This window comes from Microbacterium hydrocarbonoxydans (genome assembly GCF_000956475.1).
Taxonomy (GTDB): domain Bacteria; phylum Actinomycetota; class Actinomycetes; order Actinomycetales; family Microbacteriaceae; genus Microbacterium; species Microbacterium hydrocarbonoxydans_A.
This window is the reverse complement of the sequence record NZ_JYJB01000009.1, coordinates 566,164-588,523: the sequence shown is the minus strand read 5'-3', so window position 1 is coordinate 588,523 and position 22,360 is coordinate 566,164. Positions and strand designations below refer to the sequence as shown.

Genomic DNA, 22,360 nt, shown 5'->3' with positions numbered 1-22,360 from the left:
TCCGATGCGAGAATCTGATCGTGCGCACGATCCTCAACATCATCTGGCTCATCTTCGCCGGCCTCGGGCTCTGGTTCGGCTACGTCCTCGCAGGAATCCTGCTGTGCATCCCCATCGTCACCATCCCCTGGGCGATCGCCTCGTTCCGCATCGCCGGCTACGCGATCTGGCCGTTCGGCCGCGAGGTGGTCGAGAAGCCCACCTCCGGCGTCGGATCGGCCGTCGGCAACGTGATCTGGGTGATCCTCGCCGGCTGGTGGCTGGCGATCGGGCACATCGTCTCGGGCCTCGCACTGTGCGTCACGATCATCGGCATCCCGATGGGCATCGCCGACTTCAAGCTGATCCCGGTGTCGCTGATGCCACTCGGCAAGGAGATCGTCTCGAGCCGCGACGGAGTGTTCGGCCGCAGCGCCTGACCCTCGGGCGCCGATCGGCGACCGAATAGACTGGCCCGGATGAATGCCGACCGCCTGATCGCCTGGGACGCTGAACTCCGCTCTGCGCACACCCGGCTCCGCGCCGCACTGGCCGCGACTCGTCAAGCGCTGGAATCCGGCGTCGACGCGCCGAATGCGGCATCCGATCTGGCGCTGTTCTGCATCGGCTTCTGCACCGCGCTCGACGGCCACCATCGCAGCGAAGACCAGAGCCTGTTTCCGGCGCTGCGCGCCGAGCATCCCGAACTGGGCGACAAGATCGACAAGCTCATGCAGGACCACTCGATGCTCTCGCATCTGCTGGGCGCGCTGCGCAGCGCCGTGGAGAGCGGCGCGGATGCCGAGGTCGTCGAGGGGCATCTCGACGGAGTGAACGCGATCATGGAGTCGCATTTCCGCTTCGAGGAGCGCGAGATCCTGCAGCCGCTGCGCACGCTCACGCTCCACGCGGATGTGCACGAGGTGCTCGGCCCGCTCTGAGCCTCAGCCTCGGAAGAAGCCGACCCCGAGATCGGGCTGGTCGACGAAGACGCCGTCGACACCGGTCGCCGCGATCACGCGCCACTCCGATTCGTAGTCTCCGTATGCGGCCTTGCCTCCTCCGGCCCGGAACTCGGGCGAGAGGAAGCCGTTCTCCGGACGGCACGTCCAGGTGAACACCTTGAGCCCCCGGGCGTGCGCATCGTCGACGATCGTGTTGCCCGGCACCAGCAGCATCTTCTTGCTCACGCTGATGCCGTCGACGCGCCCGATCAGGCTGTCCAGGCCCGCGGGCTTCACGGTCGCCTTGTACGACAGAGCCTGCTTGCCCTGCGCCACGAGCAGATCGTACGGCCGGCCCGCGGCCTCGATCAGGTACACGTAGGACGCGGCGATCCGCTGCTCACGGAGCCGGCCGAGGACCGTCGACTCGAAGCTCTCGATGATCAGCGGCAGCTCGCCGTCGGCCCAGCCTGTGGCGCGGAGGTCGCGTGCGATGAGCGGAGCGAGTTCGAGCCCGATCGATGCGAAGTACGTGGCGTGCTTGACCTCGAGGACGACTCCGATCTCCCGCCCGTGCTCGACGGAGCTCTTGCGAACGAGGTCGAGCAGGTCGGTGAGGCGCAGGATCGGCTGAGTGTCGTCGAAGGTCGCGCTCGAGGTGCGAACCTCGGGAAGCCGCTCGCGGCAGCGGAGCGTCGAGAGCTCGGCCCAGGTGAAGTCCTCGGTGAACCATCCGGTCAGCGCCTGGCCGTCGACCCGCTTCGTGGTCTTGCGGTCGGCGAACTCCGGATGCCGGGCGACGTCGGTCGTGCCGGAGATCTCGTTCTCGTGGCGCACCACGAGGACGCCGTCTCTCGTGGCGACGACGTCGGGCTCGACCGCGTCAACGCCCATGGCGAACGCCAGTTCATAGGAGGAGCGGCTGTGCTCCGGTCGGTAACCGGGCGCACCCCGGTGCCCGATCACGAGCGGCGATTTCCTGGGCACGCTCTCAGCGTAGAACACCCCCGGCCGTCCCCCTCCCGGGTATCGTGGAGGAAAGCGACCTACAACCACTTTGGAGTGAGGCCCACCATGAGCAACTTCGCATTCAACAATCCGGCGTTCCAGCAGCAGGATCCGCGGAATGTCGCGACCTACCCTGGCGCACCGCAGGCGGCTCAGGGTGCACAGGCCGCCTCGTTCCAGCAGGCCGGCATCGACGCGACCGTCAACGCGCAGCTGGAGGGCATGTACGCCGCTCCCCCGGCCGGCGCCATCGAGACCGACCGCATGTCGGTCGAAGACACCGTGTGGAAGACGGCAGGGCTCTTCGGCATCATGCTCGTCACGGCCGCGATCGCCTGGGTGTTCACGCTCGGCGGCGTCGCCGCTCCTGAGCGCGATCCCTACAACCAATTCGCGCCGAACATGCTGCCGTGGATCGTCGGCGGGCTCGGCGCCTTCGTCCTCGCGATGGTCGTCTCGTTCACCTCGCGCAAGAAGGTGCGCCCCGCGCTGATCTTCACGTACGCCGTGTTCGAGGGTCTGTTCATCGGAGGCATCTCGGCGTTCTTCGAGGTGCTGTGGCCCGGCATCGTGATGCAGGCCACTGTCGCCACTGTCGCCGTTGTCGGCGTGACGCTGGCATTGTTCGCCACTGGCCTCGTCCGTGTGTCGAAGCGAGCCACCAAGGTGTTCCTGATCGCCATGGGCGGCTACCTCGTCTTCTCCCTTCTGAACGTCGTGCTCATGTGGACCGGCGTGGTCAAGGATGCATTTGGCCTGCACGGCGCTCCCGGCCCGCTCGGAATCCCGTGGGGTCTCATCATCGGCGTGCTCGTCGTGATCATGGCCGCGTACTCGCTCGTGATGGACTTCGACCAGATCCAGCAGGGCGTGCGCAACGGCGCACCGCGCAAGTACGGTTGGCTCGGCGCCTTCGGCATCATGGTCACCGTCGTGTGGCTCTACGTCGAGATCCTGCGCATGATCGCGATCGCCCGCAGCAACTGACGCCCGCGCTTCGCGCTCGAAGGGGCCCGCCTCCGGAAGGAGGCGGGCCTCTTGGCATACCCGGGCGACAGATGCAAGGGGGTGTGCAAGAAACGTCGGAATGCGGGAAAGTGGTTCCCACGACGCCCTGGTATTCCCGGGGCTCCCGACATTAAGGAGCTGACCATGAGCTTTCTCGGCTTTCTTCTTCTTGGCCTCATCGCAGGGGCCATCGCGAAGTTGATCCTTCCCGGCCGTCAGGGCGGAGGGTGGTTCGTCACACTTCTGCTCGGCGTCGTGGGCGCGCTGCTCGGTGGATGGCTCGGCAGCCTGATCCTCAACCGTCCCCTCACCGAGTTCTGGGACATCGGCACGTGGCTCCTCGCCATCGTGGGTTCGATCATCGTGCTGCTGATCTACGGTCTGATCGTCGGCCGCGGAGACCGCGTCCGCAACTGACCGACGCCGCGATCACGCCCGTCCCCTTCGAACGCCACGGCGTGCGAAGGGGGCGGGTCTTTCAGTTCCCGGCGGCTTTCGCCTCGAGCAGCTTCCGCTCGCGCTCGTTGCCCGCCAGCGCGGCGGCAGCCGCGAATTCGCTGCGCGCCTCGTCTTCGCGCCCCAGCCGCAGCAGCAGCTCTGCCCGGGTCGCCGGCAGCAGGTGATATCCGCGGAGGCCTCCAGAGGCCTGCAGCCCGTCGATGATCAGCAGAGCGGATGCCGGACCCGTCGCCATCGCGACCGCCGCCGCCCGATTGAGTTCCACGACGGGTGAGGGCGCGATGCGGCCCAGGGCCTCGTAGAGCACGACGATGCGCTCCCAGTCGGTCTGCTCCACCGACGGCGCGACCGCGTGGCACTCCGCGATCGCCGCCTGCAGGCCGTAAGCGCTGCGGCCGCCCCCGAGTTCATCCGCGCGCTCCAGGGCGGCGCGCCCGCGCGCGATGCGGCTGCGATCCCAGCGGCTGCGATCCTGGTCGGCGAGCAGCACCGGATCGCCGTGCGCATCGACTCGTGCGGGGAAGCGTGCCGCGGTCAGCTCCATGAGCGCCAGCAGACTGTGCACGTCTCGTTCGCGTGGCATGAGCGCGGCGAGCACGCGGCACAGCCGGATGGCCTCGAGACTGAGCTCCGGCCGCATCCAGTCGGTGCCGCTGGACGCCGAGTGCCCCTCGTTGAAGATCAGGTACAGAACCCCGAGAACCGCGCCGAGGCGGGCTGCGTGCTCTTGCTTCGCGGGCATCTCGAACGGAACGTTCGCCGCGGTCAGTGTCTTCTTGGCGCGTACGATCCGCTGCTGCACGGTCGCCGAGGGCACGAGGAAAGCCCGCGCGATCTCCTCGCTTGACAGGCCGCCGACCACACGGAGGGTGAGCGCCACCTGTGCCTCCCGCGAGAGCACGGGGTGGCACGAGATGAAGATGAGCTGCAGCACGTCGTCGTCGACGGCATCCGGATCCCAGGGCAGCGCATCGGCCGCCTCGTCCTGCTCCCGCTCGAGATCATGTGCGAGCAGCGCCATCCGCTCGTCGAGGCGCTCTCTCCGACGCCAGCCGTCGATCGCCTTGCGCTTCGCGACAGCTGTGAGCCAGGCCGCGCCGTTGCGCGGCACACCGTCGACGGGCCACTGGGCCAGCGCATCGATCAGGGCCTCCTGAGCGAGGTCCTCGGCGAGGCCGAAGTCGCCGACCAGCCGCGTCAGCGTCGCTACGATCTTCGCCGACTCGATGCGCCAGACTGCGGCGACGGCGCGCTCCGCAGCTCCCGTGTCGGGGGCGGAGCGTGCCGTCTCGCTGAGAGGTGAGTCGGTCATCTCACTGCTGGGCGCGCTGCGCCTGCTCCTCGCGCCAGCCGGCTTCCTTCTCGATCCACTCGTTGTCGGCCGGGAAGTCCGACGCATCGGTCACCCGACGCACTTCGAGGAACGAACCCTTTCCGAGCGGTGCACGGCTCGCCCATTCGGCGGCCTCTTCACGCGAGGACACCTCGATGATCCAGAAGCCGTTGAACAGCTCCTTGGTCTCGCCGTAGGGGCCGTCGGTGATGAGAGGCGTCTCCGCGCTGAAGTCGACGACGAAGCCCTCTGCGGCGTCCGTGAGTCCCTCACCTGCAGCGAGTACGCCCGCCTTGATCATGGACTCGTTGTACTTGCCCATGGCCTCGATGACCTGCTCGAACGGCGTCTCCTTGTAGGCCTCCACAGCCTCGTCGGTCGCGCGCATGATGAGCATGTACTTCATGATGTTCTCCTTGATCGGTGGGCCGTGATTCGACCCTCTCATTGAAGACGTCGAACGGGAATGCCGCCGATCGACATCCGCACGGAAAACTTCTCAGATTCTTTCTGCACCCCGCCCTAGACTCGCTTCGTGACCGCGGCCGAACTCGTCGACAGCATCCGCCTCGCCCTGCGCGATGCCGCCGATCCGTCTCTCGCCCCCGGTCAGCAGGCGTACATGAAGTCCGCGATGCCGTACCTCGGGGTGACGCTGCCGACCACGCGGCGTCTCACGACGCAGAGCGCGCGAGCGGTCGACGACGCCGATGAGCTGCGGCTCGCCGCGACGCTGCTGTGGCGCGAGGCGACGCATCGCGAGGAGCGCTACGCCGCCACGACCTTGATCGGCCTGCGCCCCCTGAGAGCGCGTCTGGACATGCTCGATCTGCACGAGGAGATGATCCGCACCGGCGCCTGGTGGGATCACGTCGACGAGGTGGCCGGGCGCGTGACCGAGGTGCTCGAGGCGCACCCGCTCGAAGTCACCCAGCTGATGCTGCGGTGGACCGCCGACGACGACGTCTGGATCAGGCGCGTCAGCATCATCTCGCAGCTGCGCCGGAAGGAGGCGACCGACCGCGAGCTGCTCACGATCGCGATCGAGTCGAATATCCGGGACACCGACTTCTTCATCCGCAAGGCGATCGGCTGGGCGCTGCGGGAGTACGCCAAGACGGACCCGGACTGGGTGCGCGCCTTCGTGCGCGCGCACGAGGCGGAGCTCAGCGGGTTGTCGAGACGCGAGGCGCTGAAGCACCTCGGCTGAAGAGCCACCCGTGTCATGATGATCAGGAACCGCATTCCGAGCGAGGGGGCGCGATGGGGAACCGGATGCTGCGAGCTGCGACGGCGGCCTGGATGATGGCTGTCCTCGCCGGGCTCACCTGGGGGTCGGCGGCGAACGCGGAGACTCCCTCATCTCTCGACGCGGGGCACATCAGCGATCGCTCCGACGTGCTCAGCGAGGCGGATGAGTCTCGGCTCGAGCAGCGACTCGACGAGCTGGCATCCGCCGCCGACCTCCCGGAGCTCTTCGTCGTGCTGGTGCCCGACTTCGACAGCCCTGACAACGCGCTCTCATGGGCGGATGCCACGGCACTTCGCAACAACCTCGCGCCCGATCAGTACCTGCTCGCGATCGCCACCGAGGGGCGCGCCCTCGCCATCTCGGCCGAGTACGGCGGGGACGGCGTCGCGGCGGGTCCGCTCTCCGAGTCCAGGATCCTCGAGATCGAGGATCACCTCGGGTCGGACTACCTGGCGGACGACGACTGGGCGGGTGGCATCGACTACGTCGCCGACGAGTTCTCGACCGTTCCGTGGCCGTGGTGGGTATGGGTCCTCGGCGCGGTGGTCCTCGCGCTGATCGTGTTCGGGATCACGCAACTGGTTCTGCACCTTCGTCGTCGTGCCGCGCTGGCCGCCGAGCTGCGGACGCTCGAAGGCCAGAAGAAGCGCGCCGCCCAACGGCTCGTCCAGGTCGACGAGGCGGTTCGCACGAGCGAGCAGGAGCTCGGGTTCGTGACCGCCGAGTTCGGTGAGGAGGCGACAGCCGAGTTCTCCGCCGTGCTGACGGACAACCGCACCCGCCTGCAGCAGGGCTTTCAGCTTCTGGAGAAGCTGCAGGATGCCGACGAGGACACGCCGCAGGAGACGCGGTCGTGGACCGACGACATCCTTCGGCTGTGCACGGAGATCGACGCCGCACTCGATGCGCGCACGAAGGAGATCGCCTCTCTACGCGCACTCGCCGACGGCGCGGCCGAGAACCTCGCGCGACTGAGATCGGCACGAGCACAGGCCGCGGTTCTCCAGAGCGGAGCCGCCGATCGTCTCGCCTCGCTCGCCGCCGCGTTCCCGCCCGCCGACCTCGTCGGCGTCGCGGACAATGCGCAGGAGATCGAAGCGCGACTGCGAGCGGCCGACCAGCAGCTCGACGCGCTGGCGAAGGCCGCCGGCGGTCGCAGACCCAGAGCTGTGGCCCGTGCCGTGCACGAGATCGAGCGGCTCCTCGCCGAGGCGAGGGAACTGCATGACGCCGTCGACGCACAGGCCGATGCGCTCGCGGCACGTCCGCCGCAGGCCGCCGAGGCGAGTGCGGTGCAGACGGATGCTGCCCCGGCTTCGCCGCCGGTCGATCCTGCCCTCGCCGGCACGGGATCGATCCTGGAGCAGGCGACCGCGGCGATGCGGGCAGCGGAGAGGTCGATGCAGGCGCGTCCGGGCGAGGTCGGGTCGTTCCCCCTGATGCGTCTGAGTTCCGCCCAGCGGCAGCTCGCCATGGCTGTTGAGGCCGCGGGCACCGAGAACGGCGATCTCCACGCGAAAGCCGCTCTCACGGCGGCGCAGCAGGTGCTGGCGCTGGTCACGGCTCCGGCTGCCCCAGAGCGCGCACGGTTCGTCAGGCCGGCACGCTCCGCGAGCAGCGATGCCCTCATGTACGACTCCCCCTCCGACGAGGACTCGTCGTGGCGACGGACGACGTCGTATGCGGATGCCGACGAGGAGGGCCGTGGTGGCAAAGCCGTGATCGGCGGCCTCAGCGGCGGCGCCGTCGGATTCTTCGGCGGCCTGGGCGTCGCGAGCGAAGAGCCGGGCCTCATCGTGCTGTTCGTCCTCGGCGGTGCGGCGCTCGGTGCGCTCTCGGGCGCGTTCGGCAACGGGAGCAGCAGCGGCGGCGGCAGCTCCTCGGGCTGGGGCGGGTCCCGCTCGTCCGGCGGCTGGTCTTCGGGCGGAAGCCGCTCCAGCAGCCGCTCCGGCGGGCGCTCGTTCGGCGGCGGGAGCCGCTCGTCCGGACGCTCCGGAGGCCGCCGCTTCTAGCATCCGCCCCAGACGGGCGAGATCCTCTCGTGGCGCGCACGCAGAAGGGCGCGGACCGAAGTCCGCGCCCTTCTGCGACACCTCAGGGAGACGTCACTCCCATTCGATCGTCCCCGGCGGCTTGGAGGTCACGTCGAGCACGACGCGGTTGACGTCGCGGACGCCGTTGGTGATGCGGTTCGAGATCTTCGACAGCACGTCGTAGGGAAGACGGGTCCAATCAGCCGTCATCGCGTCTTCGCTGGAGACCGGGCGCAGCACGATCGGGTGACCGTAGGTGCGGCCGTCGCCCTGCACGCCCACCGAGCGGACGTCGGCGAGCAGCACGACGGGGCACTGCCAGATCTCCTGGTCGAGGCCGGCCTTCGTCAGCTCTTCGCGGGCGATGGCGTCGGCCTCACGCAGAATCTCGAGACGGTCAGCGGTGACCTCACCGATGATCCGGATGCCGAGACCGGGCCCCGGAAACGGCTGACGCCCCACGATCGCCTCGGGGATGCCGAGCTCGCGCCCGATCGCGCGGACCTCGTCCTTGAACAGGGCGCGCAGGGGCTCGATCAGCTCGAAGTCGAGGTCGTCGGGCAGGCCCCCGACGTTGTGGTGCGACTTGATGTTCGCGGTTCCCGCGCCGCCGCCGGACTCGACGACGTCGGGGTACAGCGTGCCCTGCACGAGGAACTTCACGGGGGCGCCGCCCGAGGCCTTGGCCTCGGCCACGAGGTCGAGCTGCACCTTCTCGAAGGCGCGGATGAACTCGCGCCCGATGATCTTGCGCTTGTCCTCGGGGTCGGTGACGCCCTTGAGATGACCCAGGAAGGTGTCGGCCGCGTCGACCGTGATGAGGCGCACGCCGGTGGACTCGACGTAGTCCTTCTCGACCTGCTCGCGCTCGCCCTTGCGGAGGAGTCCGTGGTCGACGAAGACCGCGGTGAGCTGGTCGCCGATGGCCTTGTGCACGAGGGCGGTCGACACAGCAGAGTCGACGCCGCCCGAGAGAGCGGAGATGACGCGCGCGTCACCGACCTGCTCGCGGATGCGCTCGATCTGCTCGGCGATCACGTTGCCGCTGTTCCAGTCGGAGGCGAGACCGGCGCCCTTGTGCAGGAAGTTCTCGAGCACGCGCTGGCCGTGGTCGGAGTGCTTCACCTCGGGGTGCCACTGCACGCCGTAGAAGCCGCGCTCCTCGTTCGCGAACGCCGCGACCTTCGTCGCCTCGGTGGTGGCGAGGACCTCGAAGCCCTCGGGGGCCTTCGCGACCTGGTCGCCGTGGCTCATCCACACGTTCTGCTCAGCCGGCTGGCCGGCGAGCAGTGTTCCGCCGTCACCGGTGATGACGGCATCCGTCGCACCGTACTCGCGCAGTCCGGTGTTCGCGACCTCGCCGCCGAGCGTCTGGGCCATGTACTGGAAGCCGTAGCAGATGCCGAGCGTCGGCACGCCGAGATCGAACACCGCAGGGTCGAGGCGCGGAGCGCCCTCCTCGTACACCGAAGACGGACCGCCCGAGAGGATGATCGCGACCGGGTTCTTCGCGGCGATCTCCTCGGCCGTGGCGGTATGCGGCACGATCTCGCTGTACACACCCGCTTCGCGGACGCGACGCGCGATCAGCTGCGCGTACTGCGCGCCGAAATCGACGACGAGCGCGGGGCGCTGCTGAGTCTCGGACTGTTCGGTCACCGGACACCTTCCGTTGAGTTCTGGGTCGCTGAGCTTGTCGAAGCGTCGGCGGCCTCCCTGGTGGCCAGGTAGGACTTCACCTCACGGGCGACGATCGCCTCCATGAAGAAAGACAGCAGGGGCACGACTCCGCCGAGGGCGAGCATGATGAATCGCAGGAACGGCCAGCGCATCAGGCTCCACACGCGGAAGCACGCGAACAGATAGACGACGTAGAACCAGCCGTGCGCGACGAGGATGCCGAGCGAGAGGTTGACTCCGTCGCCGGTCGACACGAGGCTCTCAGGGCCTTCGACGACCTGCGCGAACCAGAGGAAGCCTCCCGACCCTCCGAGGAAGAGCTCGAGGTGGATCGGCGTGTACTTGAGCACCATCTCGGCGACCAGCAGGAGCAGCATGACTCCTGTGATGATCGAGGCGATCTGGTAGAACTTCAACGCACCGCGGATCGCCGGAAAACTGGCGACTTTCGGTTCGGGCATGCCTCCATTCTAGACGGGCGGGACTGGTGCCCGATCCGGGCGGTCACGGAGCGGGCGGGCGTGCGATCAGCAGCTCGCCCTCGCCTCGCACGGTCAGCTTTCCCGCTGACGCGGGAACCAGGAGCGTGACGCCGCGCGCTGCCTCCTCCTCCCCCGCGATCTCGACGACCCCGTCGCTCACGACGATGATGGAGAATCCCTCGTCGATCGTCGCGCTGCCGGCGACCGGCATCCGCTCCAGCCGGAAGTACGGGTCGGCGGCAGCGGGGAGCACCGCCCCCGATGCCGGCGCCGCATGCACCATCCGCTCGATCTCCGCAGCGCTTCGCGCTCTGGTCTCGACCGCGGCGAGCGCGAGATCGAAGCCGAGGCCGAGGTGACCGGCGCTCGCGCCGTCGATGTCGAACCCCTTCCATTCCAGAAGGATCGAGAGATCCTCCGGCTGCTGCAGCTCGAGCAGGAGCACGCCGGCCCCGATCGCGTGCAGCACGCCCGGCGGCACCCACACGACGTCGCCTGCGGCGACCTCGACATCGTGAAGCAGCCCGAGCAGAGCATCCACGTTCTGTTCGGCGACGAGACCCGCGAGCGTGCTCTTGTCGTTGTCCTCACGCAGACCGATGTGGACGACTCCGCCCTCGAGGATGTACCAGGCCTCTGCCTTGCCATGCGCCCTCCCGAGATGGCGCGCCGCGAACTCGTCGTGCGGGTGCGCGTGCACGGGCAGCCTCTGCCCGGCGTCGAGCAGCTTCACCAGCAGACGCGAGTCCGCACCCCAGCGCTCGGCATGCGCCGTGCCGAGCCAGGCTTCCGGATCAGCGCCGATCGCGTCTCTCAGAATCGCCCCGTCCGGCAGCGCGCTGAGCCCGCGATCAGCCTCACCGTAGACGGTGGTGATCGAGCCGATCCAGTCCTCCGGCTCGCTCTGCGCGGGGTTCGGCTCGCCTCGGAAGGCGCTGATCCGGCTTCCGCCCCGATAGAAGCGCTCCTGAGGCCGGTTCGAGGCGAGCCTGATCGGGTTCACCGAGCGGCTCCGCTCGGTGACGCCTCGGCGGCCTCTTCGGCACGCGAGAAGGATGCCGCGAGGAAGCCGCCGACGAAGGTGTCGCCGAGGCCCACTGTGGTGGGATGAAGCACGTCCAGGGCGTGCGCTGCGACTCCGACGGCGCCTGTCACAGCCGATTCGACAGCACGCACCACGGCCTCTCCCCCGCGGTGCCGGGCCATGCCTGAGGTCCGCTCCGCATCATCGGCCGTGAAGTCGTCGCCGAGCCGATACCGTGTGGCGGCCGCCCGCACGGCGCTCTCGAGCGCGGCCCTGTGGCGACCGGCATCCGCGCCGATCGCGATCGCCCAGTACCGCGTATGCACCACGATGACCGGTGCCGGGATGATCGTGCGGATGTCGTCCAGCGCCCGAACGACCTCGGAGGCGTCGAGGAGGCTGATCGTCCTGCCCAGGTACTCCTGCAGCTCGTCCTCGTTCATGCCGTACACATCGATGCGCGCGAGCAGACGCTCGCGCACGGTCGCCGCGAACGTGCGGTCGTAGAAGCCTGCGTCCTCGTAGTAGACGAGGGCATCGTCCGGCAGCGAGCGCATCGCATCGAGCAGTTCCGTCAACCGCGTGTCGAGGAGCTCCCGATCCGTCATCGTGTTGAATCCGGAGACGAGGAAGACGGGGGCCGAGGCGAGGGCGTCAGGCAGATCGTCCGACAGCTTCATCTCTCGATTGGGCGGATCATTCGCGAAGATGAGCCGGTTCGGCGATGGCGAGATCACCTCGCCATCGACCAGACGGATGCGGGCTCCGGCGGGGTACTGCACGATCAGATGCGGATCCAAGGTGTCGTGCGTGGCGGACGACACGTACGACATGGAGGCGGGAAGGAGCCGCCGCACGTTGTCGTCGATGCTCACCAGGTGCTGGGTGCTCGGGATGCCGAGCCGATCCAGCACGAGCCCGGCCCGGACGCCGGTGCCGCCGAGGGTGACGGTGAAGTCGAAATGCGAGGCGAACCCGGTGACGGCCTCGGATGACGAGACGAGGCGCTCCGCTCCGACTCCCGACGCGACGAACGCGAGGATCGCCACCAGGAGAGAGCGCTCGTCGGTGATCGGCGCCGTGGTCGTCAGCTCATGCCGTCGCAGGCGATGCTCGAGAGCAAGTCTCTCGAGCACTGCGGAATCCCACGTCAGCTCGTAGTCGACTGTGCCGCCGAGTCCGAGCACAAGCCGTCTGTCCACGTCGCCGATCATCCTTCGAGGTTCTCCTGTGTCCGGGGCGGGTTCAGTACAACGACGCCTTGCCGTCCGCTCCGAACAGCCGGATCTTCTCCTCCGCGGTCGCCTTGAGCGCCGCGATCGGCTCCGGCTGGATCGCGTTCGGCTCTCGCAGACGCTCGTCTGTGCCGAGGATCTCACGCATCCGGTTGTGATACGAGACCTTGATGTCGCTGGAGATGTTGATCTTGTTGATGCCGAGTTCGACCGCGCGGCTCAGCTCCGAGTCCGGGTTCGAGGATCCGCCGTGCAGCACGAGCGGGATTCCGACCGCCGCCTTGATCTCCTCGAGCAGATCGTGCCGCAGCTCAGGGTTCTTGTCGCTCGGGTAGAGACCGTGGGATGTGCCGATGGCGATGGCGAGGCTGTCGACACCGGTCTCCTCCACGAAGCGGACCGCATCGGCAGGGTTCGTGTAGATGATCTCGGCCGCGCCGGACTCGCCATAGCTGTCGTTCGCGCCGATCGTGCCGAGCTCGCCTTCGACCTGGATGCCCACGGCGTGAGCCGCCTCGACGACCTTGCGGGTGAGTGCGACGTTCTCGTCGAAGGGCAGCAGTGAGGCGTCGATCATGACAGACGTGAATCCCGAGCGGATCGCCGTGATGATCTGCTCGTAGGTGCCGCCGTGGTCCCAGTGGATCGCGACCGGCACGCTGGAACGATGTGCGCGTGAGTGCATCGCGGCGATGAGATCGGTCGTGATGTGCGACACCTCATCAGGGTGGATCGCGATGATGACGGGGGCATCCAGCTCCTCGCTGATGTCCATGACGCCGTTGAACATCGCCCAGTCGCTGATGTTGAACGCGGGGATGGCGAAGTTGTTGTCGTTCGCGACATCGAGGATGGATTTGCCGGTGTAGAGCACGTGATTTCTCCTGTTTCGTGGTGGTCGGGTAGTCCGCGGTGCGACGTCAGCTCTTCACGGACCCCGCCGTGAGACCGCTGATGAAGTACCTCTGGAAGAAGAGGAAGAGGATGAGGACGGGGATGGATCCGAGCACGCTCATCGCCATGATCTGGTTCCACTCGTAGGAGTGCTGGCCCATCAGCAGCTGGATGCCGATCGGCACCGTCCGCATGTCGATCGTTCGCGTCAGCGTGAGAGCGAACAGATACTCGTTCCACGCGATCATGAACGTGTAGATCCCGATCGAGACGATGCCGGGGATCGAGATCGGGACCAGCACCCGCCACAGAGCGGTCATCGACCCCGCGCCGTCGACGCGGACGGCCTCGTCGAGCTCCTTCGGCAGGGTGTTGAAGTAGCCGGTCATCATGATGATCGCGTACGGCAGGGTGAACACCATGTAGGTGAGGATGAGGCCGGGATACGAGTTGTACAGCCCGAGGGCGACCATGAGCCCGAAGTACGGGATCAGCAGTGTGATCGGCGGCACGGCCTGCACACTGACGATGATGACGTTCAGGATCCGCTTGCCGCGGAAGTCGAAGCGGCTGAAGGCGTACGCCGCCTGGATCGCCACAAGGAGTGTGAGGATGGTCACGGCGCCGGCGACGATGTAGCTGTTCAGGAAGAACCGCATCGTCTCGGGATCGGTGAAGATCGCGACGTAGGCGTCGAACGAGAAGGTGTCGGTGATCAGCCGAGGCGGCAGCTCGAAGATCTGCGTGTTCGACTTGAACGAACTCGACAGCATCCACAATACGGGGCCGGCGGCGAACACGGCCCCGAGGATCAGGCCGATCATCAGCGCGACCTTGCCTGCACGGCGCTGGTTCTGCACGGTGAGAGCCATGAGTCAGTCCCTCGCTTTCTGGTGACGGACGTAGAAGACGGCGAGCACCATCGACATCGCGAGCACCAGCACGGCCGAGGTGGCCGCCAGCGAGAAGTCGTACTTGGCGAAGGCGAGCTTGTAGGTGAAGGTGCTGAGCACCTCGGTGACATCGATCGGTCCGCCGCCTGTGGTCATCCAGATGAGCGCGAACTGCTGCGAGGTCCAGATGAGGTCGAGGAGCACGAGGCTGACGATGATCGGCCGCAGCTGCGGGATCGTGACGTTCCAGAATCGCTGGACGGCCCCAGCGCCGTCGACGGTCGCTGCCTCGTTCAGCTCGTTCGGGATTCCCTGGAGCCCCGCGAGAAGACTGACCATGAAGAAGGGGTAGCCGGCCCAGATGTTGATGAAGATGATGGTGCCGAGGGCGAGCTGGGGGGACGCCAGCCACTCGATGTCGGTGTGGAGCAGGAAGTTCACGACGCCGTTCGGCGCCAGGAGCATCCGCCAGAGCACCGCGATCACGGCGACGGTGAACAGCCACGGCAGGATGTACAGAGCCCGGAAGAACGAGCGCGAGAAACGCCCCAGCAGCGGGCTGTTCAGCATCATCGCGAACGCGAGGCCGAGCACGAGGTGGGCGATCACGCTCGCGACCGTGAACAGGATGGTGTTGCCTGTGGCCTTCCAGAACCCGGGATCCGAGAGGATCTCGACGTAGTTCGCGACTCCGATGAACTCCGGCGACTTGTTCAGGATCACGTTGTCCTGGAACGAATAGCCGATCACCATGACGATCGGGACGATCATCAGCACGAACAGCAGGATGAGGGTGGGCGAGAGGAAGGCGTAGGACTCCGTGGTCTTGCGCAGCTGACGGCGTCTGCGGGACAGCGAGACTCCGGTGACGATCACCTCGGTGTCGTCCGTGGTTCTGAGGCTCATGGGAACCGGTGCTCCTTGGTTGGTCGGGTGCCGCATCGCATCCCGCGATGCGGCACCCCGTTCAGGCGACGAGGCAGGAGATCAGAACTCCGCCTTCCAGGCCTCCTGAGCCTTCTTCAGCGCGTCGTCGATGGACTGCTGCCCGTCGAAGGCGGCCTGCAGCTGCTCCCCGAGCTGCCGCATGAGCTCTTCCGCGACGGGAAGGCCGGTGAACTCGTTCGCCGGGTAGCCCGCCTGATAGATCTCGAACGCCTTCTTGAAGAGCTCGTCGTCGTTCACGAAGTCCGGCACGGACTTCGAGTTGCCGGGGAACGCCTTCGCCATGGTCGACAGTTCGGAGTTGGTGTCCTCGCTCATCAGGAACTCGACCAGCTTGAAGGCGGCTTCCTTGTGCTCGGAGTTCTCGGCGACGCCGATGCCCCAGGAGGCGTAAGGAATACCGCGCTCGCCGTCGTAGCCGTCTTCGGCGGGCAGCGCCGAGATCGAGAACGTCAGATCGGGATTGGTCTCGCGGATCAGGTTGATGTGCGCCAGCGAGTCGATCATCATCCCGACGCGGCCGTTGGTGAACTCCTCGACCTTGTCCTGCTCCTTCATGGTGAAGGAGCCGGAGGCGATCGAGCCGTCGTCCCAGAGATCGCCGATGAAGTCGACCGCCGAGGTGACGTCGTCGTTGGTCAGGTCGGGCTGGCCGTCCTTCAGCATCGACCCGCCGGATGCCCAGACCCACGACATGACGTCGTTCTGCACGCCGTTGGGCGCCTCGAGCGACAGCGGGAGCACCCAGCCTGACGCGTCGCCGCCGAGCGCGGAGACCTTCGCCGCAGCATCCGCGAACTCGCTCCGCGTGGTCGGCGGCGCCGTGACGCCGGCCTGGGCGAGGAGGGCGTCGTTCGTGAACATCGGGTACACGAAGTTCACGACCGGGATCATGTAGGTGCTGCCGTCGACCTGGATCTGGCTCGCCAGGTCGCTGTCGTCGTAGTCGTACTCCTTCATGAGCGCGCTGAGATCTGCGATGACCCCCTGCGAGGCGAAGTCGTTGACCCAGGCGCCGTCGAGGCCGACCACGTCGGGCATCGTTCCGGACGCGGCGCCCGCGAACAGCTGCTCCTTCGTCGAGGCGTAGGGACCGCTGACGAGTTCGACCGTGATGCCGGGGTTCTCGTCTTCGAACTTGTCGATCAGCGCGCGGAACTCGCCGTCGGGAAGCTCGGGCTCCCACCACTGTGCGAACTCGATCGTGACGTCTCCGCCGTTCCCGTCACCCGTCCCCGCATCGCTGCCGGAGCAGCCGGAAATCGCCAGGACCGAGACGGCTGCGGTCGCGGCGCCTGCGAGCGTGAGAATGCGTCGGCGTCCTCGCCCCGTTGTGATCATCACTTCTCCTCTTCGAGATCGTGCCGCATCTCGCGCTTCGGGTGCTCGTTCATGCGGTTTTACGCCATGTTATGCCGCACTATGCGGCAGCGTCAAGGGCGAATTGCCGCAAATCTCGTAACCCGAGCGATCCTTGCGGCGGAACCGGGCGGAAGATCAGGGCAGAACGATCTGCTGTTTTATGCCGGAGTTCGCTTGTTATCTCCCCCGAATGTGCTAGAGATGTCTGCATGGAAGCACCGGGAACATCCGCCAGGCGTCGACTGCCCGCGGGCAGGAAGGCCGAGCTCGCCGCGTACGTCGAGCAGGCCGGTGAAGTGACGGTCGGCGATCTCGCCGAGCATTTCGGGGTGTCGATCGACACGATCCGACGCGATCTCGACCAGCTCGATCGGGAGGGCGTCGTGATCCGCACGCACGGCGGTGCGGTGAGCGCGGCCGACACCCAGCTGAAGGACCGCGCCCTGGATGTGCGCCTGCGCATGCAGACCGAGGAGAAGGACAAGATCGCGCGGCTGGCTGCCGGGCTGATCGACGACGGCGCCGTCATCATGCTCAACGCGGGAACGACGACGCTCGCCCTTGCACGGGCTCTGCGCAACCATCACGATCTGACGATCGCCACGAACAACCTGCGGATCCCGGCAGAGATCGCCCCATCGGCCTTCCGCGATCTCTACGTGTTCGGCGGCGCCGTGCGCGCCATCACGCAGGCGACCACGGGACCGGTGGCGTTCCGGATGACGGCAGGGGGCCCGGAGGTCGACATCCGCTGTGACCTGGCACTGATCGCCGTCGGCGCGGTGGACCAGAACGGCTATTCGACATCGAACCTCGGCGACGCCGCCATGATGGGCGAGATGATCCAGCGAGCGGAGCGCACGGCCGTACTGGCTGACTCGTCGAAGTTCGACCGACGTCTTTTCGCGCAGGTGACGCCGCTGGACCGCGCGGACTTCCTGGTCACAGACACTCCCCCGACCGGCGACCTCGCTGCCGCTCTCGCGCAGGCAGGCGTCGAGGTCGTCAGCGCCTGACCTCATCGGTCAGGAATCGAGAAGCCCGGTTCCTGGCTCGTGCGTAGCGTCGTGGACATGAACAGCGCAATCGACTCCCTCACACTCGACGTCCCCGACACCGCCGCCGCGCAGGCGTTCTACGACGAAGCATTCGGACTCGGCGAACGGCTGCGATTCCGCACGGCCGATGCCGCATCCTCCGGCTTCCGGGGATACACCCTCTCCCTCGTGGTCGCACAGCCCGCGAACGTCCACGCTCTGGTTGACGCGGCTGTGGCCGCCGGCGCGACGACGATCAAGCCCGTCGCGAAGTCGCTGTGGGGGGTCGGCGGCACCATCCAGGCTCCGGACGGAGCGATCTGGAAGGTCGCGACGACGGCGAAGAAGGACTCGTCGCCTGCGGCTCGCACGGTCGAGGAGATCGTGCTCCTGCTGGGCGCGAGCGACGTCGTGGCATCGAAGGCCTTCTACGTCGAGCGCGGCCTGCGGGTCGGCAAGAGCTTCGGACGCAGCTACGTGCAGTTCGACACCGGCTCCGCCCCGATCGGGCTCGGCCTGTACCGGCACGCGTCGCTCGCGAAGGACGCCGGTGTCCCGGCGACGGGCTCCGGCTCGCACCGCCTCACGGTGAACGGCGCACTCGGCGAGGCCGTCGACCCCGACGGCTTCATCTGGGCGCCGGCCGAGGTCTCCGCCCAGGCGTGAGACGCAGCATCCGCTCGGACACGACGAAGGCCGCCGGGATCTCCCGGCGGCCTTCGACCGTGATCACTCGGCGTCGAGGTCCGTCTCGAGCAGCGCGACGAGCTCGTCGAGCGCCTGCTCGGCCCCCTCTGCGTCCGACTTCAGCGTCACGACCGAGCCCTTCGCCGCACCCAGACCCATCAGGGCGAGGATGCTGCCGGCGTTGAGGTCGGCGCCGCCTTCGACCGAGATCGTGATCGGGATGCCCTTCTCCTTCACGGCCGACACGAAGAGCTTCGCGGGGCGGGCGTGAAGCCCTGAGCTGCTGGCGATGGTTGCCTGGCGTTCGGTCATTTCTGTTCTCCTTCGAATGGTGGCGATGGTCAGGCGGCGACGGCTTCTGCGGCCGGTGTCTTGGCGCCCACGAAGCGCTTCAGCGCGACGACGGCGAGTGCACTCACGATCGTGCCCGCTGCGAGGGCGATAAGGAAGCCCCAGATCGGATTGATCGCGAAGAAGACGAAGATGCCGCCGTGCGGGGCCAGCGACTGCACCGCGAAGGCCATGCTGAGCGCTCCGGTGAGCGCGCCGCCGAGCATCGACGCCGGGATCACGCGCAGCGGGTCGGCGGCCGCGAACGGAATCGCGCCCTCGCTGATGAACGATGCGCCCAGGAGCCACGCCGCGACGCCGTTCTCGCGCTCCACCGTGGTGAAGCGGCGGCGGTCGAGCACGGTCGATGCGAGAGCCATCGCCAGCGGCGGCACCATGCCCGAGCACATCACGGCGGCCATGATCAGGTACGGCGCGGGGTTGTCGGCGGATGCCGAGGCGAGCCCTGCCGTCGCGAACGCGTAAGCGACCTTGTTGACCGGTCCTCCCAGATCGAAGCACATCATGAGTCCCAGGATCACGCCGACGAGGACGATGCCCGAGGTGCCGGCGAGACCGGTCAGCCACTCGTTCATGACCTGCATGAGCCAGGCGATCGGACGGCCGAGGAACAGCAGCATCAGACCAGAGGCGACGATCGACGCGAGCAGCGGGATGATCACGACCGGCATGAGTCCCCGGAGCCAGCGAGGAGCGTCGATGCGGCCGATCGCTGCCGCGATGAATCCGGCGAGCAGACCGCCGACGATGCCGCCGATGAAGCCCGCGTTCATGAGCACCGCCACGGCACCCGCGACGAATCCGGGCGCGAGGCCGGGTCGGTCGGCGATCGCGAAGGCGATGTATCCCGCGAGCGCCGAGACGAGGAAGCCCATCGAGGTCGCGCCGATCACGAAGAAGACCGAGCCGATGTACTGGCCGAGGCCGCCCGCCGGGAGGTCCCAGAGCGCGTTGTTCAGCACGACGTCGTTCGCATGCTCGGTGACGTTGTAGCCGCCGAACAGGAACCCCAGCGCGATCAGCAGGCCACCGCCGGCGACGAACGGGATCATGTAGCTGACACCGGTGAGCAGGATGCGCTGGATGCGGCGTCCGAGCGACTGGCCGGCAGCAGGCGCAGCGGTCGCCGAGGTGGCCGTCGCGGCGGAGACGCGCGCCGCCGACGGATCCTTCGAGGCGGCGATCGCCTCGGCGATCATCTGCTTCGGCTCCTCGATTCCGCGCTTGACGCCGGAGCGCACGACCGGCTTGCCCGCGAAGCGCTCCGGCTGACGCACATCCACGTCGACCGCGAAGATCACGGCATCCGCCTCGTCGATCACACTCTGGGGCAGCGCCTTGTATCCGCTCGAGCCCTGCGGCTCGACCACGAGGTCGACCCCCTCGGCCTTGCCTGCGGCCGTGAGCGCATCTGCGGCCATGAAGGTGTGCGCGATCCCGGTGGCGCAGGCGGTGACGGCGACGATGCGGGCGCGGGGCGCGTCCGCGGATGCCGGAGCCGCGGGAGCGGCTGCCTCGGCCGCGGGCGCCGATGACGCCGGGCCTTCGCCGATCGCCGCATCGACGATCGCGACGATCTCGTCTGGCGTCTTCGCGGCGCGCAGCGCGCCGGTGAACTCGTCCTGCATGAGACTGCGGGCGAGCTTCGACAGGATCGCGAGGTGCGCCTCGGCCGCCGTGTCGGGCGCCGCGATGAGGAAGACCACATCCGCAGGGCCGTCAGGGGCGCCGAAGTCGACGCCCGGGGCGAGGCGCGCGAAGGCGAGCGACGGCGTGGTCACCGAGGCGCTCTTGGCGTGCGGGATGGCGATTCCTCCGGGGAGGCCGGTCTCGTCCTTCTGCTCACGCGCCCATGCGTCGTCGAACAGCGCCTGACCGCTGTCGGCGCGACCCTGGGCCGCGACCCGGTCGGCGAGCGCGCGGATGACCGCCGCCTTGTCGGCGCCGAGGTCAGCGTCGATGCTGACGAGCTCGGCAGTGATGGTGTCGGACACGATGACCTCCAGTGGTCGTGGGATTACAGGGATCGGGCGACGATGTCGGCGGTGCCGAGATCGTCGGGAGTCGGCGCCTGGGTACCGGGCAGAGATGCCGCGGCGGCGCCATAGCGGATGGCGGACTGCAGACGGGCGGCCGGGCCGAGGCCGGCGTGCTCGGCGAGCAGGTAGCCGGCGAGCGAGCTGTCTCCCGCGCCCACGGTGCTCGCCACCTTGATGCGCGGTGCCTCGGCGAACCATGCGCCATCAGCGGTGACCAGCACCGCGCCGGCTCCGCCGAGAGTGACCAGAGCGGATGCCGCGTGCTCGGGGACCAGGCGGCGGGCGACGCGGTGCACGGCATCCGCCAGTGAGCCCTCGTCGAGCTCGACGCCGGTGAGCTCGACGAGTTCCTCGTCGTTGGGCTTGATGAGGTCGGCCGCACCGTGCTCGACGACTTTCCGCAGCGCGGCACCCGAGGTGTCGACGGCGATGAGCGGGGCATCGGCGACCCAGCGGCTGCGCACCGCATCGGCGATCTCGACGTAGAACGTGTCGGCCACGCCGCGCGGGAGGGAACCTGCGAGCACGAGCCACCGTGCCCCCTCGCTCGCCTCCACGACGGCTGCCGCGACAGCCGCCGCATCCGCGGCGGTCACAGGATCGCCCGGCAGGTTGATCTTGGTCGTGACCCCGTCGGGGTCTGCGATCGTCAGGTTCGCGCGCACGTGGCGGATGACCGGCACCGCCTTCGTCTGTATGCCGGCCGCAGCCACAACGGCCCCGTACGGGTCGTCGAGGGCGATGGGCAGCACGGCGACGGTGTCGACACCGGCGGCGGCGACCGCGCGCGACACGTTCACGCCCTTGCCTCCGGCGTCTTCGCGGACCGAGTCGGCGGCCTGCACCTCCCCCGGTCGCAGGGCTGCGCCCAGAGTGATCGTGCGATCCAATGCGGGATTCGCGGTGAGCGTGACGATCATGCGATCCAGACCTCCACTCCGGCGTCGGCGAGCGCCGCAGCCAGGGCGGCGGGCGGCTCGGCATCCGTGACCAGCACATCGATGTCGTCGAGCGAGGCGAACGTCACGAGCAGTTCGCGATCGTGCTTGCTCGCATCCGCGACGACGACGACGCGGCGGGCGGATTTCACGATCGCACTCTTCACGGATGCCTCGTCTGGGTCGGGCGTGCTGAGCCCGAAGTCTGCGGAGACGCCGTTGGTCCCGACGAACGCGACGTCGGGACGCAGGCGACGGATCGCGCTCACAGTGTCGACGCCCACCGCCGCGGCCGTGATACCGCGGATGCGTCCGCCGACGACGGTCAGCGAGACGTCGTCGGTCGCCGCCAGCGTCGGCGCGATCGTGAGCGAGTGCGTGACCGCCTCGATGCGAGGGCCGCGCGGCTGCGCGGACCTCAGACGCTCGGCGAGTCCGGCGGCGACGGCGGCGGTCGTCGTGCCGGCGTCGATGAACACGGACCCGTGGAACTCGGGGCCGAGAGCCATGAGCGCTCTCTCGGCGATCGCGGTCTTGGCGGCGCCATGCCGGCTCGCGCGCTCCACCACCGTCGGCTCGCTGGTGCTGTCGGCGTCTTTCGCGACCGCTCCCCCGTGCACGCGCACCAGGGATCCGGCTTCCTCCAGCGCTCCGAGGTCACGGCGCACGGTCTCGGTGGTCACATCGAAACGACGGGCCAGGTCGACCACGACCACGCGACCCTCTTCTCCGAGGATGCGTTCGATGAGCTGCTGGCGCTCCACTGCGTACATGCCG

The 22,360-nt window shown here is 68.0% G+C and carries 23 protein-coding genes; 8 read left to right on the top strand and 15 right to left on the bottom strand.

Annotation, left to right across the window (positions count from 1 at the left end; genetic code table 11):
- Window positions 1-20 precede the first annotated feature (20 nt).
- Window positions 21-419, top strand: a complete 399-nt coding sequence (locus RS84_RS11960; RefSeq protein WP_045258154.1) for a YccF domain-containing protein — start codon at window positions 21-23, stop codon at window positions 417-419.
- Between the two features lie 39 nt (window positions 420-458).
- Window positions 459-920, top strand: a complete 462-nt coding sequence (locus RS84_RS11955; RefSeq protein WP_045257980.1) for a hemerythrin domain-containing protein — start codon at window positions 459-461, stop codon at window positions 918-920.
- Window positions 921-923: 3 nt separating this feature from the next.
- Here RS84_RS11955 and RS84_RS11950 read toward each other — a convergent pair whose 3' ends face one another.
- Window positions 924-1,910 carry a glycerophosphodiester phosphodiesterase family protein gene (locus RS84_RS11950; RefSeq protein WP_045258153.1) on the bottom strand — a complete coding sequence of 329 codons (987 nt, stop codon included), beginning with the start codon at window positions 1,908-1,910 and terminating at the stop codon, window positions 924-926.
- 87 nt (window positions 1,911-1,997) lie between these two features.
- Between RS84_RS11950 and RS84_RS11945 the strand changes: the two genes are divergently transcribed.
- Window positions 1,998-2,918 (top strand): Bax inhibitor-1/YccA family membrane protein, encoded by a 921-nt coding sequence (locus RS84_RS11945; protein ID WP_045257979.1) that lies wholly within the window; start codon window positions 1,998-2,000, stop codon window positions 2,916-2,918.
- Between the two features lie 165 nt (window positions 2,919-3,083).
- Window positions 3,084-3,356 (top strand): GlsB/YeaQ/YmgE family stress response membrane protein, encoded by a 273-nt coding sequence (locus RS84_RS11940; protein ID WP_045257978.1) that lies wholly within the window; start codon window positions 3,084-3,086, stop codon window positions 3,354-3,356.
- A 61-nt stretch (window positions 3,357-3,417) separates the two neighbouring features.
- Here RS84_RS11940 and RS84_RS11935 read toward each other — a convergent pair whose 3' ends face one another.
- Window positions 3,418-4,710: an RNA polymerase sigma factor gene (locus RS84_RS11935; RefSeq protein WP_045257977.1), complete on the bottom strand. Its 1,293-nt coding sequence runs from the start codon at window positions 4,708-4,710 to the stop codon at window positions 3,418-3,420.
- Window position 4,711: 1 nt separating this feature from the next.
- A complete protein-coding gene (locus tag RS84_RS11930) occupies window positions 4,712-5,137 on the bottom strand; it encodes a YciI family protein (protein ID WP_045257976.1) in 426 nt (141 codons plus the stop codon).
- Window positions 5,138-5,266: 129 nt separating this feature from the next.
- Between RS84_RS11930 and RS84_RS11925 the strand changes: the two genes are divergently transcribed.
- Together RS84_RS11925 and RS84_RS11920 are read left to right on the top strand one after the other, a co-directional pair.
- Window positions 5,267-5,941 carry a DNA alkylation repair protein gene (locus RS84_RS11925; protein WP_045257975.1) on the top strand — a complete coding sequence of 225 codons (675 nt, stop codon included), beginning with the start codon at window positions 5,267-5,269 and terminating at the stop codon, window positions 5,939-5,941.
- Between the two features lie 53 nt (window positions 5,942-5,994).
- Entirely contained in the window at window positions 5,995-7,995 is a 2,001-nt protein-coding gene (locus RS84_RS11920; RefSeq protein ID WP_045257974.1) for a TPM domain-containing protein, read from the top strand.
- A 93-nt stretch (window positions 7,996-8,088) separates the two neighbouring features.
- Here the strand turns inward: RS84_RS11920 and guaA are convergent, their stop codons facing one another.
- The 8 genes from guaA to RS84_RS11880 all read right to left on the bottom strand — a co-directional run bounded on the left by guaA (window position 8,089) and on the right by RS84_RS11880 (window position 16,510).
- On the bottom strand, window positions 8,089-9,675 hold the full coding sequence (guaA, locus tag RS84_RS11915) for a glutamine-hydrolyzing GMP synthase (protein WP_045257973.1): 1,587 nt from the start codon (window positions 9,673-9,675) through the stop codon (window positions 8,089-8,091).
- Window positions 9,672-10,157, bottom strand: a complete 486-nt coding sequence (locus tag RS84_RS11910; RefSeq protein ID WP_045257972.1) for a DUF3817 domain-containing protein — start codon at window positions 10,155-10,157, stop codon at window positions 9,672-9,674. Before RS84_RS11910 ends, guaA begins: the two co-directional genes overlap by 4 nt.
- Before the next feature lie 43 nt (window positions 10,158-10,200).
- Window positions 10,201-11,181 carry a class I mannose-6-phosphate isomerase gene (locus tag RS84_RS11905; RefSeq protein WP_045257971.1) on the bottom strand — a complete coding sequence of 327 codons (981 nt, stop codon included), beginning with the start codon at window positions 11,179-11,181 and terminating at the stop codon, window positions 10,201-10,203.
- Window positions 11,178-12,404 (bottom strand): ADP-dependent glucokinase/phosphofructokinase, encoded by a 1,227-nt coding sequence (locus RS84_RS11900; RefSeq protein WP_152641810.1) that lies wholly within the window; start codon window positions 12,402-12,404, stop codon window positions 11,178-11,180. The genes RS84_RS11905 and RS84_RS11900 overlap by 4 nt, the downstream gene beginning before the upstream one ends.
- A 43-nt stretch (window positions 12,405-12,447) precedes the next feature.
- On the bottom strand, window positions 12,448-13,311 hold the full coding sequence (locus RS84_RS11895) for a ketose-bisphosphate aldolase (protein ID WP_045257969.1): 864 nt from the start codon (window positions 13,309-13,311) through the stop codon (window positions 12,448-12,450).
- Between the two features lie 46 nt (window positions 13,312-13,357).
- Window positions 13,358-14,203, bottom strand: coding sequence for a carbohydrate ABC transporter permease (locus RS84_RS11890; protein WP_045257968.1), 846 nt, complete (start codon window positions 14,201-14,203; stop codon window positions 13,358-13,360).
- A gap of 3 nt (window positions 14,204-14,206) precedes the next feature.
- Window positions 14,207-15,130 (bottom strand): carbohydrate ABC transporter permease, encoded by a 924-nt coding sequence (locus RS84_RS11885; protein WP_045257967.1) that lies wholly within the window; start codon window positions 15,128-15,130, stop codon window positions 14,207-14,209.
- Window positions 15,131-15,211: 81 nt separating this feature from the next.
- Window positions 15,212-16,510 (bottom strand): ABC transporter substrate-binding protein, encoded by a 1,299-nt coding sequence (locus RS84_RS11880; RefSeq protein ID WP_045257966.1) that lies wholly within the window; start codon window positions 16,508-16,510, stop codon window positions 15,212-15,214.
- Window positions 16,511-16,740: 230 nt separating this feature from the next.
- Between RS84_RS11880 and RS84_RS11875 the strand changes: the two genes are divergently transcribed.
- The gene (locus tag RS84_RS11875; RefSeq protein WP_045257965.1) at window positions 16,741-17,547 is read left to right on the top strand and encodes a DeoR/GlpR family DNA-binding transcription regulator; all 807 of its coding nucleotides are present in this window, start codon (window positions 16,741-16,743) and stop codon (window positions 17,545-17,547) included.
- 57 nt (window positions 17,548-17,604) lie between these two features.
- Window positions 17,605-18,234, top strand: a complete 630-nt coding sequence (locus tag RS84_RS11870) for a glyoxalase (protein WP_045258152.1) — start codon at window positions 17,605-17,607, stop codon at window positions 18,232-18,234.
- A 63-nt stretch (window positions 18,235-18,297) separates the two neighbouring features.
- Here RS84_RS11870 and RS84_RS11865 read toward each other — a convergent pair whose 3' ends face one another.
- From RS84_RS11865 to RS84_RS11850, 4 genes are read right to left on the bottom strand one after another with little or no spacing between them, the layout of a single operon-like run.
- Window positions 18,298-18,567, bottom strand: a complete 270-nt coding sequence (locus RS84_RS11865; RefSeq protein WP_045257964.1) for an HPr family phosphocarrier protein — start codon at window positions 18,565-18,567, stop codon at window positions 18,298-18,300.
- 29 nt (window positions 18,568-18,596) lie between these two features.
- Window positions 18,597-20,600 (bottom strand): fructose-specific PTS transporter subunit EIIC, encoded by a 2,004-nt coding sequence (locus RS84_RS11860; RefSeq protein ID WP_045257963.1) that lies wholly within the window; start codon window positions 20,598-20,600, stop codon window positions 18,597-18,599.
- 23 nt (window positions 20,601-20,623) lie between these two features.
- Entirely contained in the window at window positions 20,624-21,565 is a 942-nt protein-coding gene (locus RS84_RS11855) for a 1-phosphofructokinase family hexose kinase (RefSeq protein ID WP_045257962.1), read from the bottom strand.
- Window positions 21,562-22,356, bottom strand: coding sequence for a DeoR/GlpR family DNA-binding transcription regulator (locus RS84_RS11850; RefSeq protein ID WP_045257961.1), 795 nt, complete (start codon window positions 22,354-22,356; stop codon window positions 21,562-21,564). The genes RS84_RS11855 and RS84_RS11850 overlap by 4 nt, the downstream gene beginning before the upstream one ends.
- Window positions 22,357-22,360 lie beyond the last annotated feature (4 nt).